The organism is Pseudomonas sp. 31 R 17 (genome assembly GCF_900004915.1).
GTDB lineage: Bacteria > Pseudomonadota > Gammaproteobacteria > Pseudomonadales > Pseudomonadaceae > Aquipseudomonas > Aquipseudomonas orientalis_A.
Window position 1 is genome coordinate 77,730 of the sequence record NZ_CVTN01000065.1, and the last position, 16,723, is coordinate 94,452.

General features: G+C 62.2%; 14 protein-coding genes. 3 read left to right on the forward strand and 11 right to left on the reverse strand.

Annotation, left to right across the window (positions count from 1 at the left end; genetic code table 11):
- Nucleotides 1-23 precede the first annotated feature (23 nt).
- Nucleotides 24-935 (forward strand): UDP-3-O-acyl-N-acetylglucosamine deacetylase, encoded by a 912-nt coding sequence (lpxC, locus tag BFP89_RS12690; RefSeq protein WP_003171886.1) that lies wholly within the window; start codon nucleotides 24-26, stop codon nucleotides 933-935.
- Nucleotides 936-1,008: 73 nt separating this feature from the next.
- Here lpxC and BFP89_RS12695 read toward each other — a convergent pair whose 3' ends face one another.
- The 6 genes from BFP89_RS12695 to BFP89_RS12720 all read right to left on the reverse strand — a co-directional run bounded on the left by BFP89_RS12695 (nucleotide 1,009) and on the right by BFP89_RS12720 (nucleotide 10,724).
- Entirely contained in the window at nucleotides 1,009-2,505 is a 1,497-nt protein-coding gene (locus BFP89_RS12695; RefSeq protein ID WP_065885830.1) for a sensor domain-containing diguanylate cyclase, read from the reverse strand.
- 186 nt (nucleotides 2,506-2,691) lie between these two features.
- Entirely contained in the window at nucleotides 2,692-4,014 is a 1,323-nt protein-coding gene (locus BFP89_RS12700; RefSeq protein WP_065885831.1) for an OprD family porin, read from the reverse strand.
- A 388-nt stretch (nucleotides 4,015-4,402) separates the two neighbouring features.
- On the reverse strand, nucleotides 4,403-5,767 hold the full coding sequence (locus tag BFP89_RS12705) for a heavy metal sensor histidine kinase (RefSeq protein ID WP_065885832.1): 1,365 nt from the start codon (nucleotides 5,765-5,767) through the stop codon (nucleotides 4,403-4,405).
- Nucleotides 5,757-6,434 (reverse strand): heavy metal response regulator transcription factor, encoded by a 678-nt coding sequence (locus BFP89_RS12710; RefSeq protein WP_065885833.1) that lies wholly within the window; start codon nucleotides 6,432-6,434, stop codon nucleotides 5,757-5,759. The genes BFP89_RS12705 and BFP89_RS12710 overlap by 11 nt, the downstream gene beginning before the upstream one ends.
- A 31-nt stretch (nucleotides 6,435-6,465) precedes the next feature.
- Nucleotides 6,466-9,561: a multidrug efflux RND transporter permease subunit gene (locus tag BFP89_RS12715; RefSeq protein ID WP_065885834.1), complete on the reverse strand. Its 3,096-nt coding sequence runs from the start codon at nucleotides 9,559-9,561 to the stop codon at nucleotides 6,466-6,468.
- Nucleotides 9,558-10,724 (reverse strand): efflux RND transporter periplasmic adaptor subunit, encoded by a 1,167-nt coding sequence (locus tag BFP89_RS12720; protein WP_065885835.1) that lies wholly within the window; start codon nucleotides 10,722-10,724, stop codon nucleotides 9,558-9,560. Before BFP89_RS12720 ends, BFP89_RS12715 begins: the two co-directional genes overlap by 4 nt.
- A gap of 211 nt (nucleotides 10,725-10,935) precedes the next feature.
- On the opposite strand from BFP89_RS12720, the gene BFP89_RS12725 reads away from it, so the two are divergent.
- Entirely contained in the window at nucleotides 10,936-11,151 is a 216-nt protein-coding gene (locus tag BFP89_RS12725; protein WP_065885836.1) for a hypothetical protein, read from the forward strand.
- Nucleotides 11,152-11,316: 165 nt separating this feature from the next.
- Nucleotides 11,317-12,126: a transporter substrate-binding domain-containing protein gene (locus BFP89_RS12730; RefSeq protein ID WP_065885837.1), complete on the forward strand. Its 810-nt coding sequence runs from the start codon at nucleotides 11,317-11,319 to the stop codon at nucleotides 12,124-12,126.
- On the opposite strand, the gene BFP89_RS12735 is transcribed toward BFP89_RS12730, so the two are convergent.
- From BFP89_RS12735 to BFP89_RS12755, 5 genes are all read right to left on the reverse strand, one after another.
- Nucleotides 12,104-12,847: a YkgJ family cysteine cluster protein gene (locus BFP89_RS12735; RefSeq protein ID WP_065885838.1), complete on the reverse strand. Its 744-nt coding sequence runs from the start codon at nucleotides 12,845-12,847 to the stop codon at nucleotides 12,104-12,106. The two genes, BFP89_RS12730 and BFP89_RS12735, sit on opposite strands and share 23 nt — an antisense overlap.
- A 109-nt stretch (nucleotides 12,848-12,956) precedes the next feature.
- Nucleotides 12,957-13,439, reverse strand: a complete 483-nt coding sequence (locus tag BFP89_RS12740) for a GNAT family N-acetyltransferase (RefSeq protein WP_065885839.1) — start codon at nucleotides 13,437-13,439, stop codon at nucleotides 12,957-12,959.
- 3 nt (nucleotides 13,440-13,442) lie between these two features.
- A complete protein-coding gene (locus tag BFP89_RS12745; protein WP_065885840.1) occupies nucleotides 13,443-14,345 on the reverse strand; it encodes a chemotaxis protein CheV in 903 nt (300 codons plus the stop codon).
- A gap of 173 nt (nucleotides 14,346-14,518) precedes the next feature.
- Nucleotides 14,519-15,493: a 2-hydroxyacid dehydrogenase gene (locus BFP89_RS12750; RefSeq protein ID WP_065885841.1), complete on the reverse strand. Its 975-nt coding sequence runs from the start codon at nucleotides 15,491-15,493 to the stop codon at nucleotides 14,519-14,521.
- Between the two features lie 212 nt (nucleotides 15,494-15,705).
- A complete protein-coding gene (locus BFP89_RS12755) occupies nucleotides 15,706-16,674 on the reverse strand; it encodes a LysR family transcriptional regulator (protein ID WP_065885842.1) in 969 nt (322 codons plus the stop codon).
- Nucleotides 16,675-16,723 lie beyond the last annotated feature (49 nt).

Consider the following 16,723-nt stretch of genomic DNA (forward strand, 5'->3'; position numbering starts at 1 on the left):
TTTGCGCTGAAGCGGTCCAAGCCATGATTAAACAACGCACCCTGAAGAATATTATTCGTGCCACAGGTGTAGGTCTGCACTCCGGGGAGAAGGTATACCTGACCCTCAAGCCTGCACCTGTCGACACCGGCATCGTGTTTGTGCGTGCCGACCTGGACCCTGTGGTGCAGATTCCTGCTCGCGCGGAAAACGTTGGCGAAACCACGATGTCGACCACACTGGTCAACGGTGACGTCAAAGTGGATACGGTGGAGCATTTGCTCTCGGCCATGGCTGGCCTGGGCATCGATAACGCCTACGTCGAGCTCTCCGCGTCCGAAGTCCCGATCATGGATGGCAGCGCTGGACCCTTCGTATTCCTGATTCAATCTGCCGGCCTGGAAGAACAGGACGCAGCCAAGAAGTTCATTCGCATTCTGCGGGAAGTGACAGTAGAAGACGGCGACAAGCGCGCCACCTTCGTCCCGTTCGAAGGCTTTAAAGTGAGCTTTGAGATCGATTTCGATCACCCGGTATTCCGTGACCGCACCCAGAGTGCAAGCGTGGATTTTTCCAGCACTTCGTTCGTAAAAGAAGTCAGCCGCGCCCGTACCTTTGGTTTCATGAGTGACATCGAGTACCTGCGCAAGCACAACCTCGCACTCGGCGGCAGCGTTGAAAACGCCATTGTGGTCGACGCGGATGGTGTACTGAACGAAGACGGTCTTCGCTACGAAGACGAATTCGTCAAGCACAAGATCCTCGATGCAATCGGTGACCTCTACCTGCTGGGCAATAGCCTGATAGGCGAGTTCAAAGGCTTCAAGTCGGGCCACGCCCTTAACAACCAGCTGCTGCGCAAGTTGATTGAGCAGACAGACGCTTGGGAAGTCGTGACCTTCGAAGATGCCAGCACCGCACCGATCTCTTACATGCGTCCCGTTGCGGCGGTGTAAGTAACAACTCTCTTTCTTTAGTTTTTAAAGGCTGCCTTCGGGTGGCCTTTTTTTATGCGCTGATAGATCGTTCCTACACAGGCAGGGTTGCCGCGTCCAACGTCCGATTGCGTCCGCTGTGCTTGGCCTCGTACAACGCCTGGTCGGCCTTGAACAGCAGATCCTCAAGCGTGTTACGGCTGTGTTTGTGCCACGTGCTCATGCCGATGCTCACCGTGATCGGCTGATCATCCCCAGCCATCCGTGGCAAGTACTGGACGCTCTGGCGGATACGCTCGGCAATCACCCACGCGCCCTTGGCATCGGTATGGGGCAGCACCACCGCGAATTCTTCACCGCCATAACGCGCCGCCAGGTCGGCCGGGCGGCGGATATTGCTGTCTATCACCTGCGCCACGGCGCGCAGCGCATCATCTCCACCCTGATGACCATGGCGGTCGTTGAAAGCCTTGAAGTGGTCGACATCGATCATCAGCACCGTCAGCGGCTCGGTCGAGCGTTGTGCGCGGTCCCATTCCAGGCGCAGGCGCTGGTCCAGGGTGCGGCGGTTGGCCAGGCCGGTAAGGGCATCGGTACCTGCCAGTTCTGACAGCACCTGCTCGACCCGGTGGCGCCGGCGCAGCTCCTTGCTCAGCGCCCAGGTCAGCCATAACAGGCCAATGCACAACACCCCTGTTGCCAGGCCGACCAACCAAGCGGCGCGTCGCCAGGGCGCGAATACTTCGTCGCTGGCCAGGGCCACTGCGACGATCAGCGGCAAATTGCCGACACTCGAGAAACTGTAGAGCCGCCCCCGATGGTCGACACTGGATACGCTGCGAAAATTGCCGTCTCGCTCGCGCAGCATGCGTGCCACATTGGGCCGCGCACTCAGGTCCTTGTTGATCATGTCCGCTTCCAGCAAAGGCTCCTGCGCCAACAGGATGCCTTGATGGTTGAGCAGAGTGATGGTGCTGCCGGCGCCGATATTCAGGCTGCTGAACAGTTGGTGGAAGTACGAAAGACGCATGGAGGCGACGGCCACCCCTTGAAAGCGCCCGTCCGCCGATGAAAGGCGGCGGCTGAATGCGATGCGCCAGGGGTCTTCGCATTCACAGCGGGCCATGAACGGGCGACTGATATACAGCCCGATGTCGGAATTGCCACGGTGAATCTGGAAATAGTCGCGGTCGGCGAAGTTGCCGGTCTTGGGTGTGAGCTGGGAAGAGTCGGCGATCACCTCGCCGCCTGGACCCAGCAGCAGGATGTCGCCCTTGTAGGGCGCTGCGTTGGAACGGTCGAACAGCACCAGGTGCCGGATGCTGGCGGGCAGGTCCTGCAGGTCGGTGCGCGCGGCCGCGGCGATCAGGCCTTCCAGCGCCATGTCATACAGCTCGACGTTGCGCAGCACATCGGCGTCGATCAATTGAGTGATGGTGTTGGCGGTGCGCTTGGCGGTCTGCAAGGTATTGGCGTGTTCACGAATCAACAAGGCGGTGACGATGCCTACGATCAGCAATACCGTGAGGGTGCTGCCCAGGATCAGCAAGCGCTCCGGGCGGCGGGTAGGGCGGGCAGGGCTTGGGCTCATCGGACGTACTTCTGCGTTGAGATGCCCTTTAGCGTAGTAGCAACTCCGGAATATGGCGCAGATCCAAATGTGGGAGGGGGCTTGCCCCCGATAGCAGAGTGTCAGCAAATGATATGTTGACTGGCCCACCGCTATCGGGGGCAAGCCCCCTCCCACATTGGATCTTCATCGTCAGAACGATCGTGCTCAGAACACGTTGATCGGATAGTCCACAATCACCCGGTACTCATCCACATCCCGGTCCACCGCCGAATAGCCATTGCCACCCCGGTGGGTCGCCCATTGCAGGCGCACCGCCAGGTCCTTGGCCTTGCCATCTTGCACCACGTACTTCAGGTCGATGTCCCGCTCCCAGTGCCTGGCGTTCTTGCCATCGGCGCTGTACCAGTTGCCGTAGCCGCGGCTGTTGGGGTCGACGCGGGTCAGGTCGGTCTTGCCGCTGATATAGGACACGGCGGACGTCAGGCCCGGCAGGCCGACACCGGCAAAATCGTAGGCGTACTTGAGCTTCCACGAACGCTCGTTGGGGCCGTTGAAGTCCGAGTATTGCTGGGAGTTGTCCAGGTACACGCTGTCGCCCTGGGTGATGTAGTCGAACGGCGTGTTGCCGTTGACCCGCTGGTACGCGGCGGTGACGCTGTGGTTGCCCACGCCCACGGTGACATGCAGGCTGTAGGTGTTGTTGTCGATATTGCCGAGCAGCGCCTGGCCGGTGTCCTGGGTGTGGTAGTAGTGCAGGCCGGGGGTCAGGCTGACCAGGTCGTTCAGTGCGTAGGTGTATTCAAGGTCGTAGTAGTACTGGTGCCATACGTCCTTGAGTTCGGCGGCGTACAGGTTGCTGGTCAGCGCCGGGATTGCGCTGAACGAGACACCGGCCCAGTTCAGGTGCCGGCTGTCGGCGTTGGCCGGCAACGCGCCGTAGCTGGTGCCGATGCGCCGGTGGCCGCTCTGGTTGTAGAGCTTGGTAAAGCTGGCCTGGCCGCCTTCGAACATCCAGCCATCGAGACTGTGGTTGCTCAGGCTCACACCGCGAAACGTCTGGGGCAGCATGCGCGTCATGCCGCCGGCAATCACCGGGTTGTTGAGGAACAGGTCGCCGGCCTTCAACTCGGTATCGAACGCCCGCATTTTCAAGGTGCCGCCAGCGGTGGAAAACGCGCCGGGCGCCTTGCCGTTACCGCTGCCGTACGGAAGGATGGTGGAGCCGTCCGTGCCGCCACCGCCGTCGAGCTTGAGGCCGAGCATGGCGTTGAGGTCCAGGCCGAAACCGACCGCGCCCTGGGTGTAGCCGGATTCGAAGGTACCGATAAAGCCCTGGCCCCACTCCTTGCTGTCATCGGTGTGAAGGTCGCGGCGGTCGCGGTTCATGTAGTAATTGCGGGTGTTGATCGTGAGGTGCGAGCCTTCGACGAAACCTTCGTCGGGTGCCGTGTCTGACGCATGGGCAAGGGGGGTGATCGTTGCTGCGATTGCGAGGAATAACGGGGTCAACGTCAGCGAGTTCTTCACCGCTGGAGCTCCTTTGGTCAAGCATGAACGGCCAGTGTCGTGGGGGTGTGCCCGGCCTTTTTTCACGGCAAAAAAAAGCCGCTGAAGTCAGCGGCTTTAAGACAGATTCCCAGTGTAGAGCCCTGGAAATAAGTCGAGGGAAATTCGGGTGAGGGTCAGCTGCCTTTGCCGGCGCGCTCATCGATGCGTCAAAGTAACGCAGGTGAGCGCTGTGATACAGAGTGTAACAAGATAATGACTGTTGCCCAAATTGCAACAGTTTGTACGGGTATGGATATTCTGACTGTGGGAGGGGGCTTGCCCCCGATGGCGGTGGATCAGCCGACTCATCTGTAGCAGGCATACCGCAATCGGGGGCAAGCCCCCTCCCACATTTGATTGAGGTGTTCTAGACAGGCAGGGTCATGCCGAAGGTATTGCCGCCACCCTCGCTGCGTACGAACACATCCCCGCCATGCATCAACGCAATCGCCTTGACGATGGCCAGTCCCAGCCCGTGATTCGCGCCGCTGTTGCTGCGCGACGCGTCCACTCGGTAAAACCGTTCGAACAGGCGCGGCAAATGCTCGCTGGCAATCGCCTCGCCGGGATTGGTCACGCCGATCATTACCTGTTGGCCCTGCACCTCTATATGCACGTCGATGACCTGCCCCGGCGCGGTGTGTTGCACGGCATTGCTCAGCAGGTTGATCAGCGCGCGTCGCAGGTGGGCCTTTTCGATCTGCACCCGAGCATCGCCGTGCACACGTACGGTTACCTGGGCGTCTTCAAGAATGAAGTCCAGGTAGTCGAGGGTGGTGGCGACTTCATCGGCCAGGGCGCTTTCGATCAGCTTGGTGGCCTTGCTGCCCTGGTCGGCACTGGCGAGGAACAGCATGTCGTTGATGATCGAGCGCAGCCGCTCCAGTTCTTCCAGGTTCGATTGCAGCACCTCGAAATAATGCTCGGCCGAGCGCCCGCGGGTCAGTGCGACCTGGGTCTGGCCGATCAGGTTGGTCAGCGGCGAGCGCAGTTCGTGGGCCACGTCGGCGTTGAAGGATTCCAGGCGCGAGTAGGCGAGTTCGACGCGGTCGAGGGTGGCGTTGAACGAGTTGACGAACTGGCTCAGTTCCGGCGGCAGCGGTGACAGTTGCAGGCGCCCGGAGAGCTTGGGCGGCGCAAGTTTGCGCGCTTCGGCCGAAAGTTTTTCCAGGGGTTTGAGACCGATGCGCGACACCCAGAAACCCAGCAGCGAGGCCATGATCACGCCGACCAGCGCCAGGCTGACCAGCGCCACCAGCAGATGGTGCTGGGTGGCGCGGAAATTCTCGGTGTCGATGGCGATCATGAAGCGCAGCGGTGGGCGTTGCTCCTTGGCGGCAAACTGGCTGACCAGCACCTTGAACGGATAATCATGGCCGGGCAGGCGCAGGTCGCGTTTACCCGTCGGGCCCTGGGCAAACGCACGAATCTGCGCATCGGGCTCGCCGTATTCGTAACCTGGGTCGCTGCTGACCACCCAGAAGCGAATGCGCTTGTCTTCTTCGCCCAGCAGCTTGAGCTTGGCCTTTATCTTGACCCAATGCTCGGGCGTACCAAAACGGTTCACCGAGGATTCCAGCACGCTGTAGCGCGCATCCAGCTCGGCCCCCGGCAACAGACCCAGGCCGCGGTCCACTTGCTGATAGAGCGCGCCGCCGATCAGTACGAAGATCAGCAGCGCCACCAGGCTGAACATGCCGCTCAGGCGCAGGGCGATGGAGTTAGCCGGCACTGCGGTTCTCCAGCACGTAGCCCATGCCACGGATGGTGTGCAGCAGCTTGTGCTCGAAGGGCCCGTCGAGTTTGGCGCGCAGGCGTTTGATTGCCACTTCGACGACATTGGCATCGCTGTCGAAATTGATGTCCCAGACCATCTCGGCAATCGCGGTCTTGGACAGGATTTCGCCCTGGCGTCGCGCCAATACGCTGAGCAGCGAGAACTCCTTGGCGGTCAAGTCCAGGCGCACGCCGTTGCGGCTGGCCTTGCGGCTGATCAGGTCGATCCACAGGTCGGCCACCGTCACCTGCACCGGCTCATGGCCGCCGCTGCGTCGGGTCAGTGCTTGCAGGCGCGCCACCAGTTCCAGGAAGGAAAACGGCTTGCCCAGGTAGTCGTCGGCGCCTTCGCGCAGGCCACGGATGCGATCTTCCACGCGTTCGCGGGCAGTGAGCATGATCACCGGGGTCTGTTTGCGCGCACGCAAGGCACGCAACACGCCGAAGCCGTCGAGCGCCGGCAGCATCACGTCGAGCACGATCACTGCGTAATCGTTCTCCAGCGCCAGGTGCAAACCCTCGACGCCTTCGCGCGCCACGTCGACGGTGTAGCCTTGCTCCGTCAGGCCGCGGTGCAGGTAGTCCGCGGTTTTTTCTTCATCTTCAATAATCAGGACGCGCATCAGCCTTTTGTTCCAGGGCGGGGCCTTGGCCTCAGTGTGTGGTCGCCAGCGCGAGCGCCGGTTTGGGCCTGTGGAAAAAACGTTCAAGGTACAAGTATATGACTGGCGTGGTGAACAGCGTCAGCGCCTGGCTCACCAGCAAGCCACCGACCACCGCGATGCCCAGCGGTTGGCGCAGCTCCGCGCCGGGGCCGGAACCGAGCATCAACGGCACCGCGCCCAGCAAGGCGGCGAGGGTGGTCATGATGATCGGCCGGAACCGCGTGACACAGGCTTCGTAGATCGCATCCTCAGGTGGCAGGCCACGCACGCGCTGGGCCTCCAGGGCGAAGTCGATCATCAGGATGCCGTTTTTCTTGACGATACCGATCAGCAGCACCAGGCCGATCAAGGCCATGATCGAAAAGTCCTGGCCCAACAGCCACAGCATGATCAACGCGCCCAGGCCTGCCGAGGGCAGGGTGGAAATGATCGTCAGCGGGTGCACGAAACTCTCGTACAGCACGCCCAGAATAATGTAGACCGCCACCAGTGCCGCGAGGATCAACCACGGCTGGCTGGCCAGCGAACTCTGGAACGCCTGGGCCGCGCCCTGGAAATTACCGATGATCGCAGCGGGCATGCCGATATCGTTCTTGGCCTGGTTGAGCATGATCACCGCGTCGCCCAGCGCCACCCCGGGGGCCAGGTTGAACGACAGGTTGGCGGCGGGGAACATGCCGTCATGGCTGATGGACAACGGCCCCACGGTCGGCGGGTCGACCCTGGCCAGCGCCGACAGGGGCACCATCTCGTTGGTCAGTGGCGAGCGCAGGTAAAAATAGTTGAGGCTCTCGGCCTTGCCGCGCTGTTGGCGGTCCAGCTCCAGCACCACCTGGTACTGGTTGATTTCGGTCTGGTACTCGTTGATCTGGCGCTGGCCGAAGGCATCGTACAACGCCTGGTCGACATCGGTGGCGTTCAGGCCGAAGCGCGCGGCGGCCTGGCGGTCGATCGTGATGTGGGTGATGCTGCCGCCCAGTTGCAGGTCGTTGGACAGGTCACGAAACGCCGGGTTGGTGCGCAGTTTTTCGGTGAGTCGCTGGGTCCAGGTGTTCAGTGTCGGACCGTCGTTGCTCTTGAGCACGTATTGGTACTGGGCGCGGCTGGGGCCGGAGCTCAAGTTGATGTCCTGGCCGGCGCGCAGGTACAGGACGATGCCCGGCACCTTTGCCAGTTGCGGGCGGATGCGGTCGATGAACTGGCTGGCGGACACGTCGCGGTCGGCGCGGTCTTTCAAGGCAATCCAGAAGCGGCCGTTGGCGATAGTCTGGTTGCTGCCGGTCACCCCCACCGAGTGGGAGAACGCCTGCACCGCCGGGTCGGCCTTGACGATCTCGGCCAGGGCCTTGTGCTTGGCGACCATGTCCGGGTACGACACATCGGCCGCCGCCTCACTGGTGCCGAGCACAAAACCGGTGTCCTGCACCGGGAAAAATCCCTTGGGGATAAACACGTAGCCGACCACGGCCAGGGCCAGGGTCACCACGAAGATCGCCGCCATGCTGCGTTGATGGGCCAGGGCGCGGCGCAGGTTGCGCGCATAACCGGTCAGCAGGCGCTCGCTGAACGTGGGTTTGGCATGGGCGGGATGGGTCGGCGCACCCATGAACAGTGCCGCGAGGGTGGGCGCCAGGGTCAGCGAGACCACCACCGAAATCAGGATGGTCGAGGTGGCGGTCAGCGCAAACTCCTTGAACAGCCGCCCGACCACACCGCCCATGAACAGCAGCGGAATGAATGCCGCCACCAGCGAGAAGCTGATGGACACCACGGTAAAGCCGATTTCACCCGAGCCTTTGATCGCGGCCTCGCGCTTGCCCAGCCCGGCCTCCAGGTGCCGATGGATGTTCTCCACCACCACAATCGCATCGTCCACCACAAAGCCCACCGCAATCACGATGGCGACCAGCGTCAGGTTGTTCAGGCTGAAGCCCATCACATACATCAGCGCGAAAGTGGCCACCAGCGAAACACCGAGCACGGCCGATACAATCAACGTCGCCGACAGTTGGCGCAGGAACAGCGCCATCACCGCCACCACCAGCAGGATGGCGATCAGCAGGGTCATTTCCACTTCATGCAGGGAGGCGCGGATGGTCTTGGTGCGGTCGGTCAAGACGCTGACCTGCACCGAGGCCGGCAGCATCTCTTCCAGGCGTGGCAGTGCTTGCTGGATGCGGTCGACCGTGTCGACGATATTCGCGCCGGGCTGGCGCGAGATCACCAGGTTGACCCCCGGGGTATCGCCGGACCAGGCCTGCACGTAGGCGTTTTCCGCACCGTTGACGACCCTGGCGATATCACGCAACTGCACTGGCGCGCCATTTTTGTAGGACACAATCAACTGGCCGTATTCGTCGGGGTGAAACAGTTGGTCGTTGGTCGACAGGGTCGACACGCTGTCGGCGCCGTAGATCGCGCCCTTGGCCAGGTTCAGGCTGGACTGCTGGATGGCCAGGCGGATGTCCGCGAGCGTCAGGCCGACCGCCGCGAGTTTGTCGGGGGAGGCCTGCACGCGAATCGCCGGGCGTTGCTGGCCGGTGATGTTGATCTGGCCGACACCGTCGATCTGGCTGATCTGGCGCGCCAGCAGGGTTTCCACGTAGTCGCTCAGTTCGGTGCCGGGCATGCTGGCGGAGCTGACGCTGAGGATCAGCACCGGGCTGTCGGCCGGGTTGACCTTCTTCCAGGTCGGCAGGCTTGGCATATCGCCGGGCAGCTTGCCGGAGGCGGTGTTGATCGCGGCCTGCACTTCCTGGGCGGCGGTGTCGATGCTTTTGTCCAGGGTGAATTGCAGGGTCAACAGGCTCGAGCCCAAGGCGCTGCTGGAGGTCATCTGGGTCATGCCGGGGATGGCGCTGAATTGCACCTCAAGCGGCGTCGCCACCGAGGAGGCCATGGTGTCCGGGCTGGCGCCGGGTAACTGGGCCGTGACCTGGATCGTCGGAAATTCCGCTTCCGGCAGTGGCGCGACGGCCAGGCGCGGGAAGGCAATGATGCCCAGCAGCACCAGGGCAAATGTCAGCAGCAGGGTGGCGACCGGGTGATCAACGCACCAGGCCGAGGGCGAGCGACTGCCGCTCATGGCTGCACCCTGGCATCGGCGGTCTGGATGATTTGCGGCGGCTCCTTGAGCACTTCCACCTCGGCGCCGGCCTTGAGCCGCGACTGGCCGTCGCTGACCAGCACATCCCCGGCCCGCACGCCCTCGATGATATTCACCTCGCTGTTCCGGTAGCTGACCCGCACTGGCACCACTTCAACGTGGTCACCCTTGAGCCGGTACACGAAATGCGAATCCAGGCCACGCTGCACCACGGTCGGCGGCACCACCAGGGCGTTCCTGTCGAGCGCGGTCTGGATCTTGATGGTCACCAGTTGTCCCGGCCACAGCTTCTGCGCGCCGTTCGCGAACTCGGCCTTGGCGCGCAGGGTGCCGGTGCTGGAACTGATCTGGTTGTCGATCACGCTCAAGTGGCCTTCGCCGAGCAAGTCACCGGTCTGGCCGTCGGTGTCGGCACCCAGGTAGGCATTCACGCTGGCTTTCTCGGGCGCGGCGATCAGGCCTTGCAGGCTCGGCAGCATCTGCTGCGGCAGGGAAAACTCGACAGCAATCGGGTCGATCTGGGTGACCGAGAACAACCCCTGGGTATCGCTCATGCGCAGGAAGTTTCCTTCATCTACCGTGCGAATGCCCACGCGGCCACTGACGGGGGAGCGAATCTGCGTGTAGGAAAGTTGTACTTGAGCCGCATCAATCGCTGCCTGGTTACCCTGGACGCTGGCCTTGAGCTGATTGACCAGTGCTTGTTGCTGATCGTAGGTCTGCTTCGACACACCGTCGTCGATACTCAGGGCCTTGTAGCGCTTGAGGTTGACCAATGCCACTTGCAGCTGCGCCTGGCTTTCCCCCCGTTGCGCCCTGGCCTGGTCGAGGCTGGCGCGGATCGAGCGGTCATCGATGGTTGCCAGCAAGTCCCCGGCCTTCACCCGCTGGCCTTCCTTGACCAGCAAGCGAGTGAGGATGCCGTCGATCTGCGGACGGATCACCACGCTGTGCAACGACAACACCGAGCCGATGCCGCTGACGAAGCGGGGCACGTCCTGTTGCGCCACGCTCACCACGCGTACTGGAATCGCGCTGGGGGCCGCCAGCCGGGTCTTGGCGGGGCGAGTCAGCGTCCAGGCCGTCACTGCCAGGACCAGAAGGGCGCCCACCAGCAGGGCCGTGTTTCGTTTCAGGTGCATAGGATGAACGCCGCAGGCGCAGTTGCAAGTTTCAAGCTGCAAGCTGCAAGTTTGTGTCCATGGCTTATAACGCGGTAAGCCGGTCAGTACGGTGACTGCAAACTGACAGCCGTGACAGCTGAGCTTTTTAACGTGCGACCTGAAGCTTACCGCTGAAAGCTGCGGCCCCGTATACTCACGCCTTTACACACATTGCTGCGCCGGAGCCCTTATGACTTCCCCGATCCAACCCCCCGTTGAAGCGGTCGACGCCGACGGCGTTGAAAAAGCCGAAATCCCGGCGTTCAAGTTTCCCTTCAAGCCGGGAGAACTGGCCGGTGGCAAGCAGGCCGGCCAGCCCTGGTACAAAGGTGGCGCCAAAAACGGCCATACCAAGACGCCAGGCATGGCGCCGCCGGGTACACGCCGTTCGATGGGTAAACGTTGAGAGTAATACCGGCGTGTACGGTATAGGCATTTGCCTACAACTTGCGTCGATATTTCTGCTTGTAGGTCCGCGACCGTTTCTTGAAAGCTTGCCCGGCATCGCCATGCCCTGATCAGCTGTACCGGGACATGGCGATGCCGCTCTCTCTGGAAAAGGACGTTTCCCGTGGCCCTGATACACCTTTGTGTGGCGCTTGCCCTCCTGCTGTCGGTGGCGGCCGTGGTCGCCGTCGAGCCGCCGCGACGCGAAATCCGCTTCGCCGTCGCGGCGCATTTCCCGCCTTTTCAAAGCCGCAACCCGCAAGGGCAATTGGTGGGGCTCAATATCGAATTGGGTAACGCCTTGTGCGTGCAGCTCAATGTGCAGTGCACCTGGGTCGACCAGGTCGTCATGGAAAATTTCCCCGCCCTCGACGCCCGGCAATTTGACGCGATCATGGGGATGGCGCCGACCTCGAGCCGACAGCAATGGGTCAATTTCAGCGATGACCTTTACCCGATCACCACGCGCCTTGTGGCACGCAAGGATTCAGGCTTGAGCCCGGACAGGCAGTCACTCAAGGGCAAGCGTGTCGGGGTTCTGTTAAGGAGCAACCGGGAAGCCTTTGCCCTGTCACGCTGGGCGCCTTCGGGCGTGTATATCAAGAGTTTCTGGCTCAATGACCAACTGGTGGGCAGCCTCCTCGCAGGCGAGATCGATGCCACCCTGCAAGGCGCGGTGGAAATCCGCGAAGCCCTGCTCGACAAGCCCGAAGGTATGGATTTCGCTTTCATGGGCTCCCCGGTGTTGTCCAGGCTGTTGGGCAGCAGTGTCGCGATTGCGTTACGCAAGACCGATACCGTCCTGCGTACCGAGCTCAACCGTGCCCTGGAGCAACTCAAGCAAAACGGCGAATACCAGCGCATTCTCCAGCCCTACCGCCTCGACACAACCCCTATTGATCCAGCGACGCTCAGGCCGCCCGCAACGGGATAAACGCGTAATTGGCCGGCACCTCGGTGGCAATCTGCGCGCCGGCGTCCAGCAGTTGTTCGGCAATGTCCATGCCGGACACATGAAACACCCACTGATTGGCCGGCGCCGGCTGGGCAGTCGCCGCGTCAATGGCCTGGGCGAACGCCTGCATATCCGGGAGGTACGCGGTGAACCCGTCGCCCTTGAGCGCCGCGGTACGAATGCCCAGCAAGGCGCACACGGACTCTTTGGTGTGCACATCATCACGGTCGGCCTGGCGCGAACGGCGGATCAGTTCAGCCAGTTCAGCGTCCATCAACTCACCACCAACGATCAACGCCGGTCCCTGTTCCCAGGACTCCGGTGGGCAATCCTTGGCGCTCGGGTTCAACGGGATATGCGGATTGATCTCCATCGGATAGATCCGGCACACCAGCGGGCGTCGTTCGTAGATGCTGCAGCGATTGTCTTCGTCAAGATTCCGGCAGCGTCCGGCGTTATACGCGGCGAAGGTGATTGCCACGAAGGCCTCGGTATTGCCGCTGGGGACCACCACTGAACGGCGCTCGGCATGTTCACGTTGCTGCTGGGGCAAGCCCAGGCCGCTGGCCAGAAAACCTTCGACCAGCACGATCACGTTACCGCCGTCCGCCGCCCAGTGACGGGCTTCTTCGAGGGTCAGGGGGACGTGGTGATCGGAGCAGCATTTGCCGCAACCTACGCAGGAAAAGTGAGTGTTCATGGCGTGATCTGTCACCAGGCAAGGTCAGAAGGCAAGCGTGAGCGGTGACGGGTTTTGACCTCTGTTCACCGCTTGGCCTACCTGGAAGCAAGTTATGCGCCAGTGAACGTCAGTCCTCGGCAACCACGTCGCGCAGGACCAGGCCCATGCCTGCGCTTTCATACAATTGCCGCGCGCGCAGATTACGCTCCAGCACCTTGAGATCCACATAAGGTTCGCCACGCTGCTTGAACGCGTGGAAGGCATGCAGCAACAACGCCCGGCCCAGCCCCTGGCCTTGCGCGCAGGGGTGGACCGAGAGGTTCTTGATAAAGGCGCTGGTCCAGCACACGGCCACGCCGAGCATGCCATCGGCATTGCTGGCCACCAGGCACAGCCTGGGGTCGAACTCGGCATCGGTGACGAATTGCCGGCGCCACGGCTCAAGGCTCACCACACGGCCACCGCCCTGATCCTGGGTCATGCGCAATACCGCGTGAATGGCCGGGGCCAATTCATCGCGGTAGTGATCCAGTTGCGTACCGGCCGGCCACTGCGGGGCGGGCAGGCTACCGGTGAGATCGCGACGCAGCAGCTGGAAATACTCCGCCAAGGCTTACAAACCCTTTTGCGCCACGGTTTGCGCAGCGACGACCAGGCACTTGGTCAGTTCAGGGGAGGAAAACTTGGTCAGCACCGCATCGGCACCGGCCAGGCGCGCTTTCTCACTGTTCATCGCGCTGTCCAGGGAGGTGTGCAGCAAGATGTAGAGGTGCTGGAAGTCCGGGGTTTCGCGCAAAGTGCGGGTGAGGGCATAACCGTCCATCTCGGACATTTCGATGTCCGACACCACCACATTGATCTGCTCGCCGGTGCCTTGCAGCTCCAGCAGCACATCGATGGCTTCCTTGGCGCTGCGTGCGGTGTGACAGGTCAGGCCGAGGTTGCGCAAGGTGTGCACCGATTGCTGCAGCGCCACTTGGCTGTCGTCGACCACCAGAATGCGCGCGTTGCCGAGGACTTCGGCTTCTTCCATGGTCAGGTCGGTCGGCGCGACTTCGATCGGCGCCGGGGCGATGCCATGGATGACTTTTTCGATATCCAGCACTTGCACCAGGCCACCTTCCACCTGGGTGACCCCGGTAATGAACGCGCGATTGCCGCCGGAGCCATAGGGCGGTGGACGGATATCGGTGGTCAGGCAATGCACGATCTTGCTCACCGCCTGCACATGCAAGCCCTGCTTGGAGCGGCTGACATCGGTGACGATCAGGCAGCCGCCGTTCGGGTCCAGCAACGGCATCTCGCCCAGGGCGCGGCTCAGGTCGATCACGGCCAACGAGTTACCGCGCAACGTGGCAATGCCTTTGACGTGGGGATGCGACTCCGGCAGTTTGGTCAGCGGCGGGCAGGGGATGATTTCGCTGACTTTCAGCAGGTTGATCGCCATCAGCTTGCCGCTGCGCAAGGTAAATAGCAGAAGCGAGAGTGAGTCTGCGCGGGCTTTGGTGGTGGACATAAAAACCTTCTGGGGATCAGGGAAGACGATCTATACACCGTTATCGGCCCTGACCCCGAAAACTGTAGGAGCGAGCTTGCTCGCGAAGAACGTCAACGATAACGCAGCGAATCTGGTTTAACGCGGCGTTCTCAGGTTTTTCGCGAGCAAGCTCGCTCCTACAGTGGGGGGTGTCAGCCCTTCCACACCTGCGGGTTCACCAGGTCCTGGGGGCGCTGTCCGAGCAAGGCGCTGCGCAGGTTGTCCAGCGCGCGGTTGGCCATGGCTTCGCGGGTTTCACCGGTGGCCGAGCCGATGTGCGGCAGGGTCACCGCATTGCTCAGTTGGAACAAGGGCGACTCGGCCAGCGGTTCCTTTTCATACACATCCAGCCCGGCGCCACGAATGCGCTGGGTTTGCAGGGCTTCGATCAGCGCCGGCTCGTCCACCACCGGGCCACGGGAGATGTTGATCAGGATGGCGCCGGGCTTCATCAACGCCAGCTCCCGGCGGCTGATCAGGTGACGGGTCTTGTCGCTCAAGGGCACCACCAGGCAGACGAAATCCGCCTCGGCCAGCAATTGATCGAGGCTGCGAAACTGTGCGCCCAGTTCCTGTTCCAGCGCGTTCTTGCGGCTGTTGCCGCTGTACAGAATCGGCATATTGAAGCCCAGGCGCCCACGTCGGGCCACGGCCGCACCGATATTGCCCATGCCGACGATGCCCAGGGTCTTGCCGTGCACATCGCAGCCGAACAACGGCGCGCCGACGCTGGCTTTCCACTGCCCGGCCTTGGTCCAGGCGTCGAGTTCGGCCACGCGGCGCGCGCTGCTCATCAACAGGGCGAAGGCCAGGTCGGCGGTGCTTTCGGTGAGCACGTCAGGGGTGTTGGTGAGCATGATCCCGCGCTCATTGAAGTACGCGACATCGTAGTTGTCGTAGCCCACCGACACACTGGACACCACCTCCAGGTGGCGCGCGCCTTCAAGCTGTTCGCGGCCCAGCTTGCGGCCCACACCGATCAAGCCATGGGCATGGGGCAGGGCTTCGTTGAATTGCGCGTTGATGTCGCCCAGCTTCGGATTGGGCGCGATCACCTCGAAATCCTGTTGCAGGCGCTCGATCATCTGCGGCGTGACACGGCTGAAGGCGAGGACAGTCTTTTTCATGGCTGGCGGGCTCATCGACGACGAAAGAATGCCTGGCACGCTAACATTCCCGCCGTTGATTGTCAGGACACCGCAGCTCTAAAGTGGGCAGGTTCTTAATGTGGGAGGGGGCTTGCCCCCGATTGCGGTGTGTCAGTCAAAGATGCTCAAACTGACCCACTGCTATCGGGGGCAAGCCCCCTCCCACAGTTGATCCGTGTGGTCAGGCAGAATCAGTTCGCCATCCGCACGCCACCCAAGCCACCGCTCAACTCATACGCCACCAGCTCCGCCTGGTGCGCCGCGAGGATTTCCGGCAGCGAACCGCGCAGGTATTCCACCCAGGTCTTGATCTTCGCATCCAGGTATTGGCGCGACGGGTAGATGGCGTACAGGTTCAACTCCTGGGACCGGTAGGTCGGCATCACGCGCACCAGCGTGCCGTTGCGCAGCCCTTCGATGGCGGCGTACACCGGCAGCAGGCCGACGCCCATGCCGCTGGTGATGGCGGTTTTCATCGCATCGGCCGAATTCACCAGGAACGGCGAGCTGTTGATCGCCACGCTTTCCTGGCCTTCAGGGCCGTTGAAGGTCCATTTGTCCAACTGGATCACCGGACTGACCAGGCGCAGGCAGGCATGGTTGAGCAAATCCTGGGGCCGTTGTGCGCAGCCCTTGGCCTTGACGTACTCCGGCGAGGCGCAGGCGATGCTGTAGGTGATGCCCAGGCGTTGCGAGACGAAACCCGAATCCGGCAGTTCGCTGGCCAGGACGATGGACACGTCGTAGCCCTCATCGAGCAAGTCCGGCACGCGGTTGGCCAGGGTCAGGTCGAAGGTCACATCGGGGTGGGTGCGGCGGTAGCGGGCGATGGCGTCGATCACGAAATGCTGGCCGATACCGGTCATGGTGTGCACTTTCAATTGCCCGGCGGGGCGCGCGTGGGCGTCGCTGGCTTCTGCTTCGGCTTCCTCGACGTAGGCGAGGATCTGCTCACAGCGCAGCAGATAGCGTTTGCCCGCCTCGGTCAGCGCAATGCGGCGGGTGGTGCGGTTGAGCAAGCGGGTTTGCAGGTGGGCCTCAAGGTTTGAGACCGCGCGCGAGACGTTGGCGGTGGTGGTGTCCAGTTGCGCGGCGGCGGCGGTGAAGCTGCCGGCCTCTGCAACACAACTGAACGCGCGCATGTTTTGCAGGGTGTCCATGGGGTGTTCTCAAGGGAGATGGCAAATTGTGACATGAAGTAGCGCACAG

What these genes read in the sequence shown, in the direction of transcription:
- lpxC (WP_003171886.1), top strand. Translation starts at nt 24, where the DNA reads ATGATTAAACAACGCACCCTGAAGAATATTATTCGTGCCACAGGTGTA.
- BFP89_RS12695 (WP_065885830.1), bottom strand. Translation starts at nt 2,505, where the DNA reads ATGAGCCCAAGCCCTGCCCGCCCTACCCGCCGCCCGGAGCGCTTGCTG.
- BFP89_RS12710 (WP_065885833.1), bottom strand. Translation starts at nt 6,434, where the DNA reads ATGCGCGTCCTGATTATTGAAGATGAAGAAAAAACCGCGGACTACCTG.
- BFP89_RS12715 (WP_065885834.1), bottom strand. Translation starts at nt 9,561, where the DNA reads ATGAGCGGCAGTCGCTCGCCCTCGGCCTGGTGCGTTGATCACCCGGTC.
- BFP89_RS12720 (WP_065885835.1), bottom strand. Translation starts at nt 10,724, where the DNA reads ATGCACCTGAAACGAAACACGGCCCTGCTGGTGGGCGCCCTTCTGGTC.
- BFP89_RS12725 (WP_065885836.1), top strand. Translation starts at nt 10,936, where the DNA reads ATGACTTCCCCGATCCAACCCCCCGTTGAAGCGGTCGACGCCGACGGC.
- BFP89_RS12735 (WP_065885838.1), bottom strand. Translation starts at nt 12,847, where the DNA reads ATGAACACTCACTTTTCCTGCGTAGGTTGCGGCAAATGCTGCTCCGAT.
- BFP89_RS12745 (WP_065885840.1), bottom strand. Translation starts at nt 14,345, where the DNA reads ATGTCCACCACCAAAGCCCGCGCAGACTCACTCTCGCTTCTGCTATTT.
- BFP89_RS12750 (WP_065885841.1), bottom strand. Translation starts at nt 15,493, where the DNA reads ATGAAAAAGACTGTCCTCGCCTTCAGCCGTGTCACGCCGCAGATGATC.
- BFP89_RS12755 (WP_065885842.1), bottom strand. Translation starts at nt 16,674, where the DNA reads ATGGACACCCTGCAAAACATGCGCGCGTTCAGTTGTGTTGCAGAGGCC.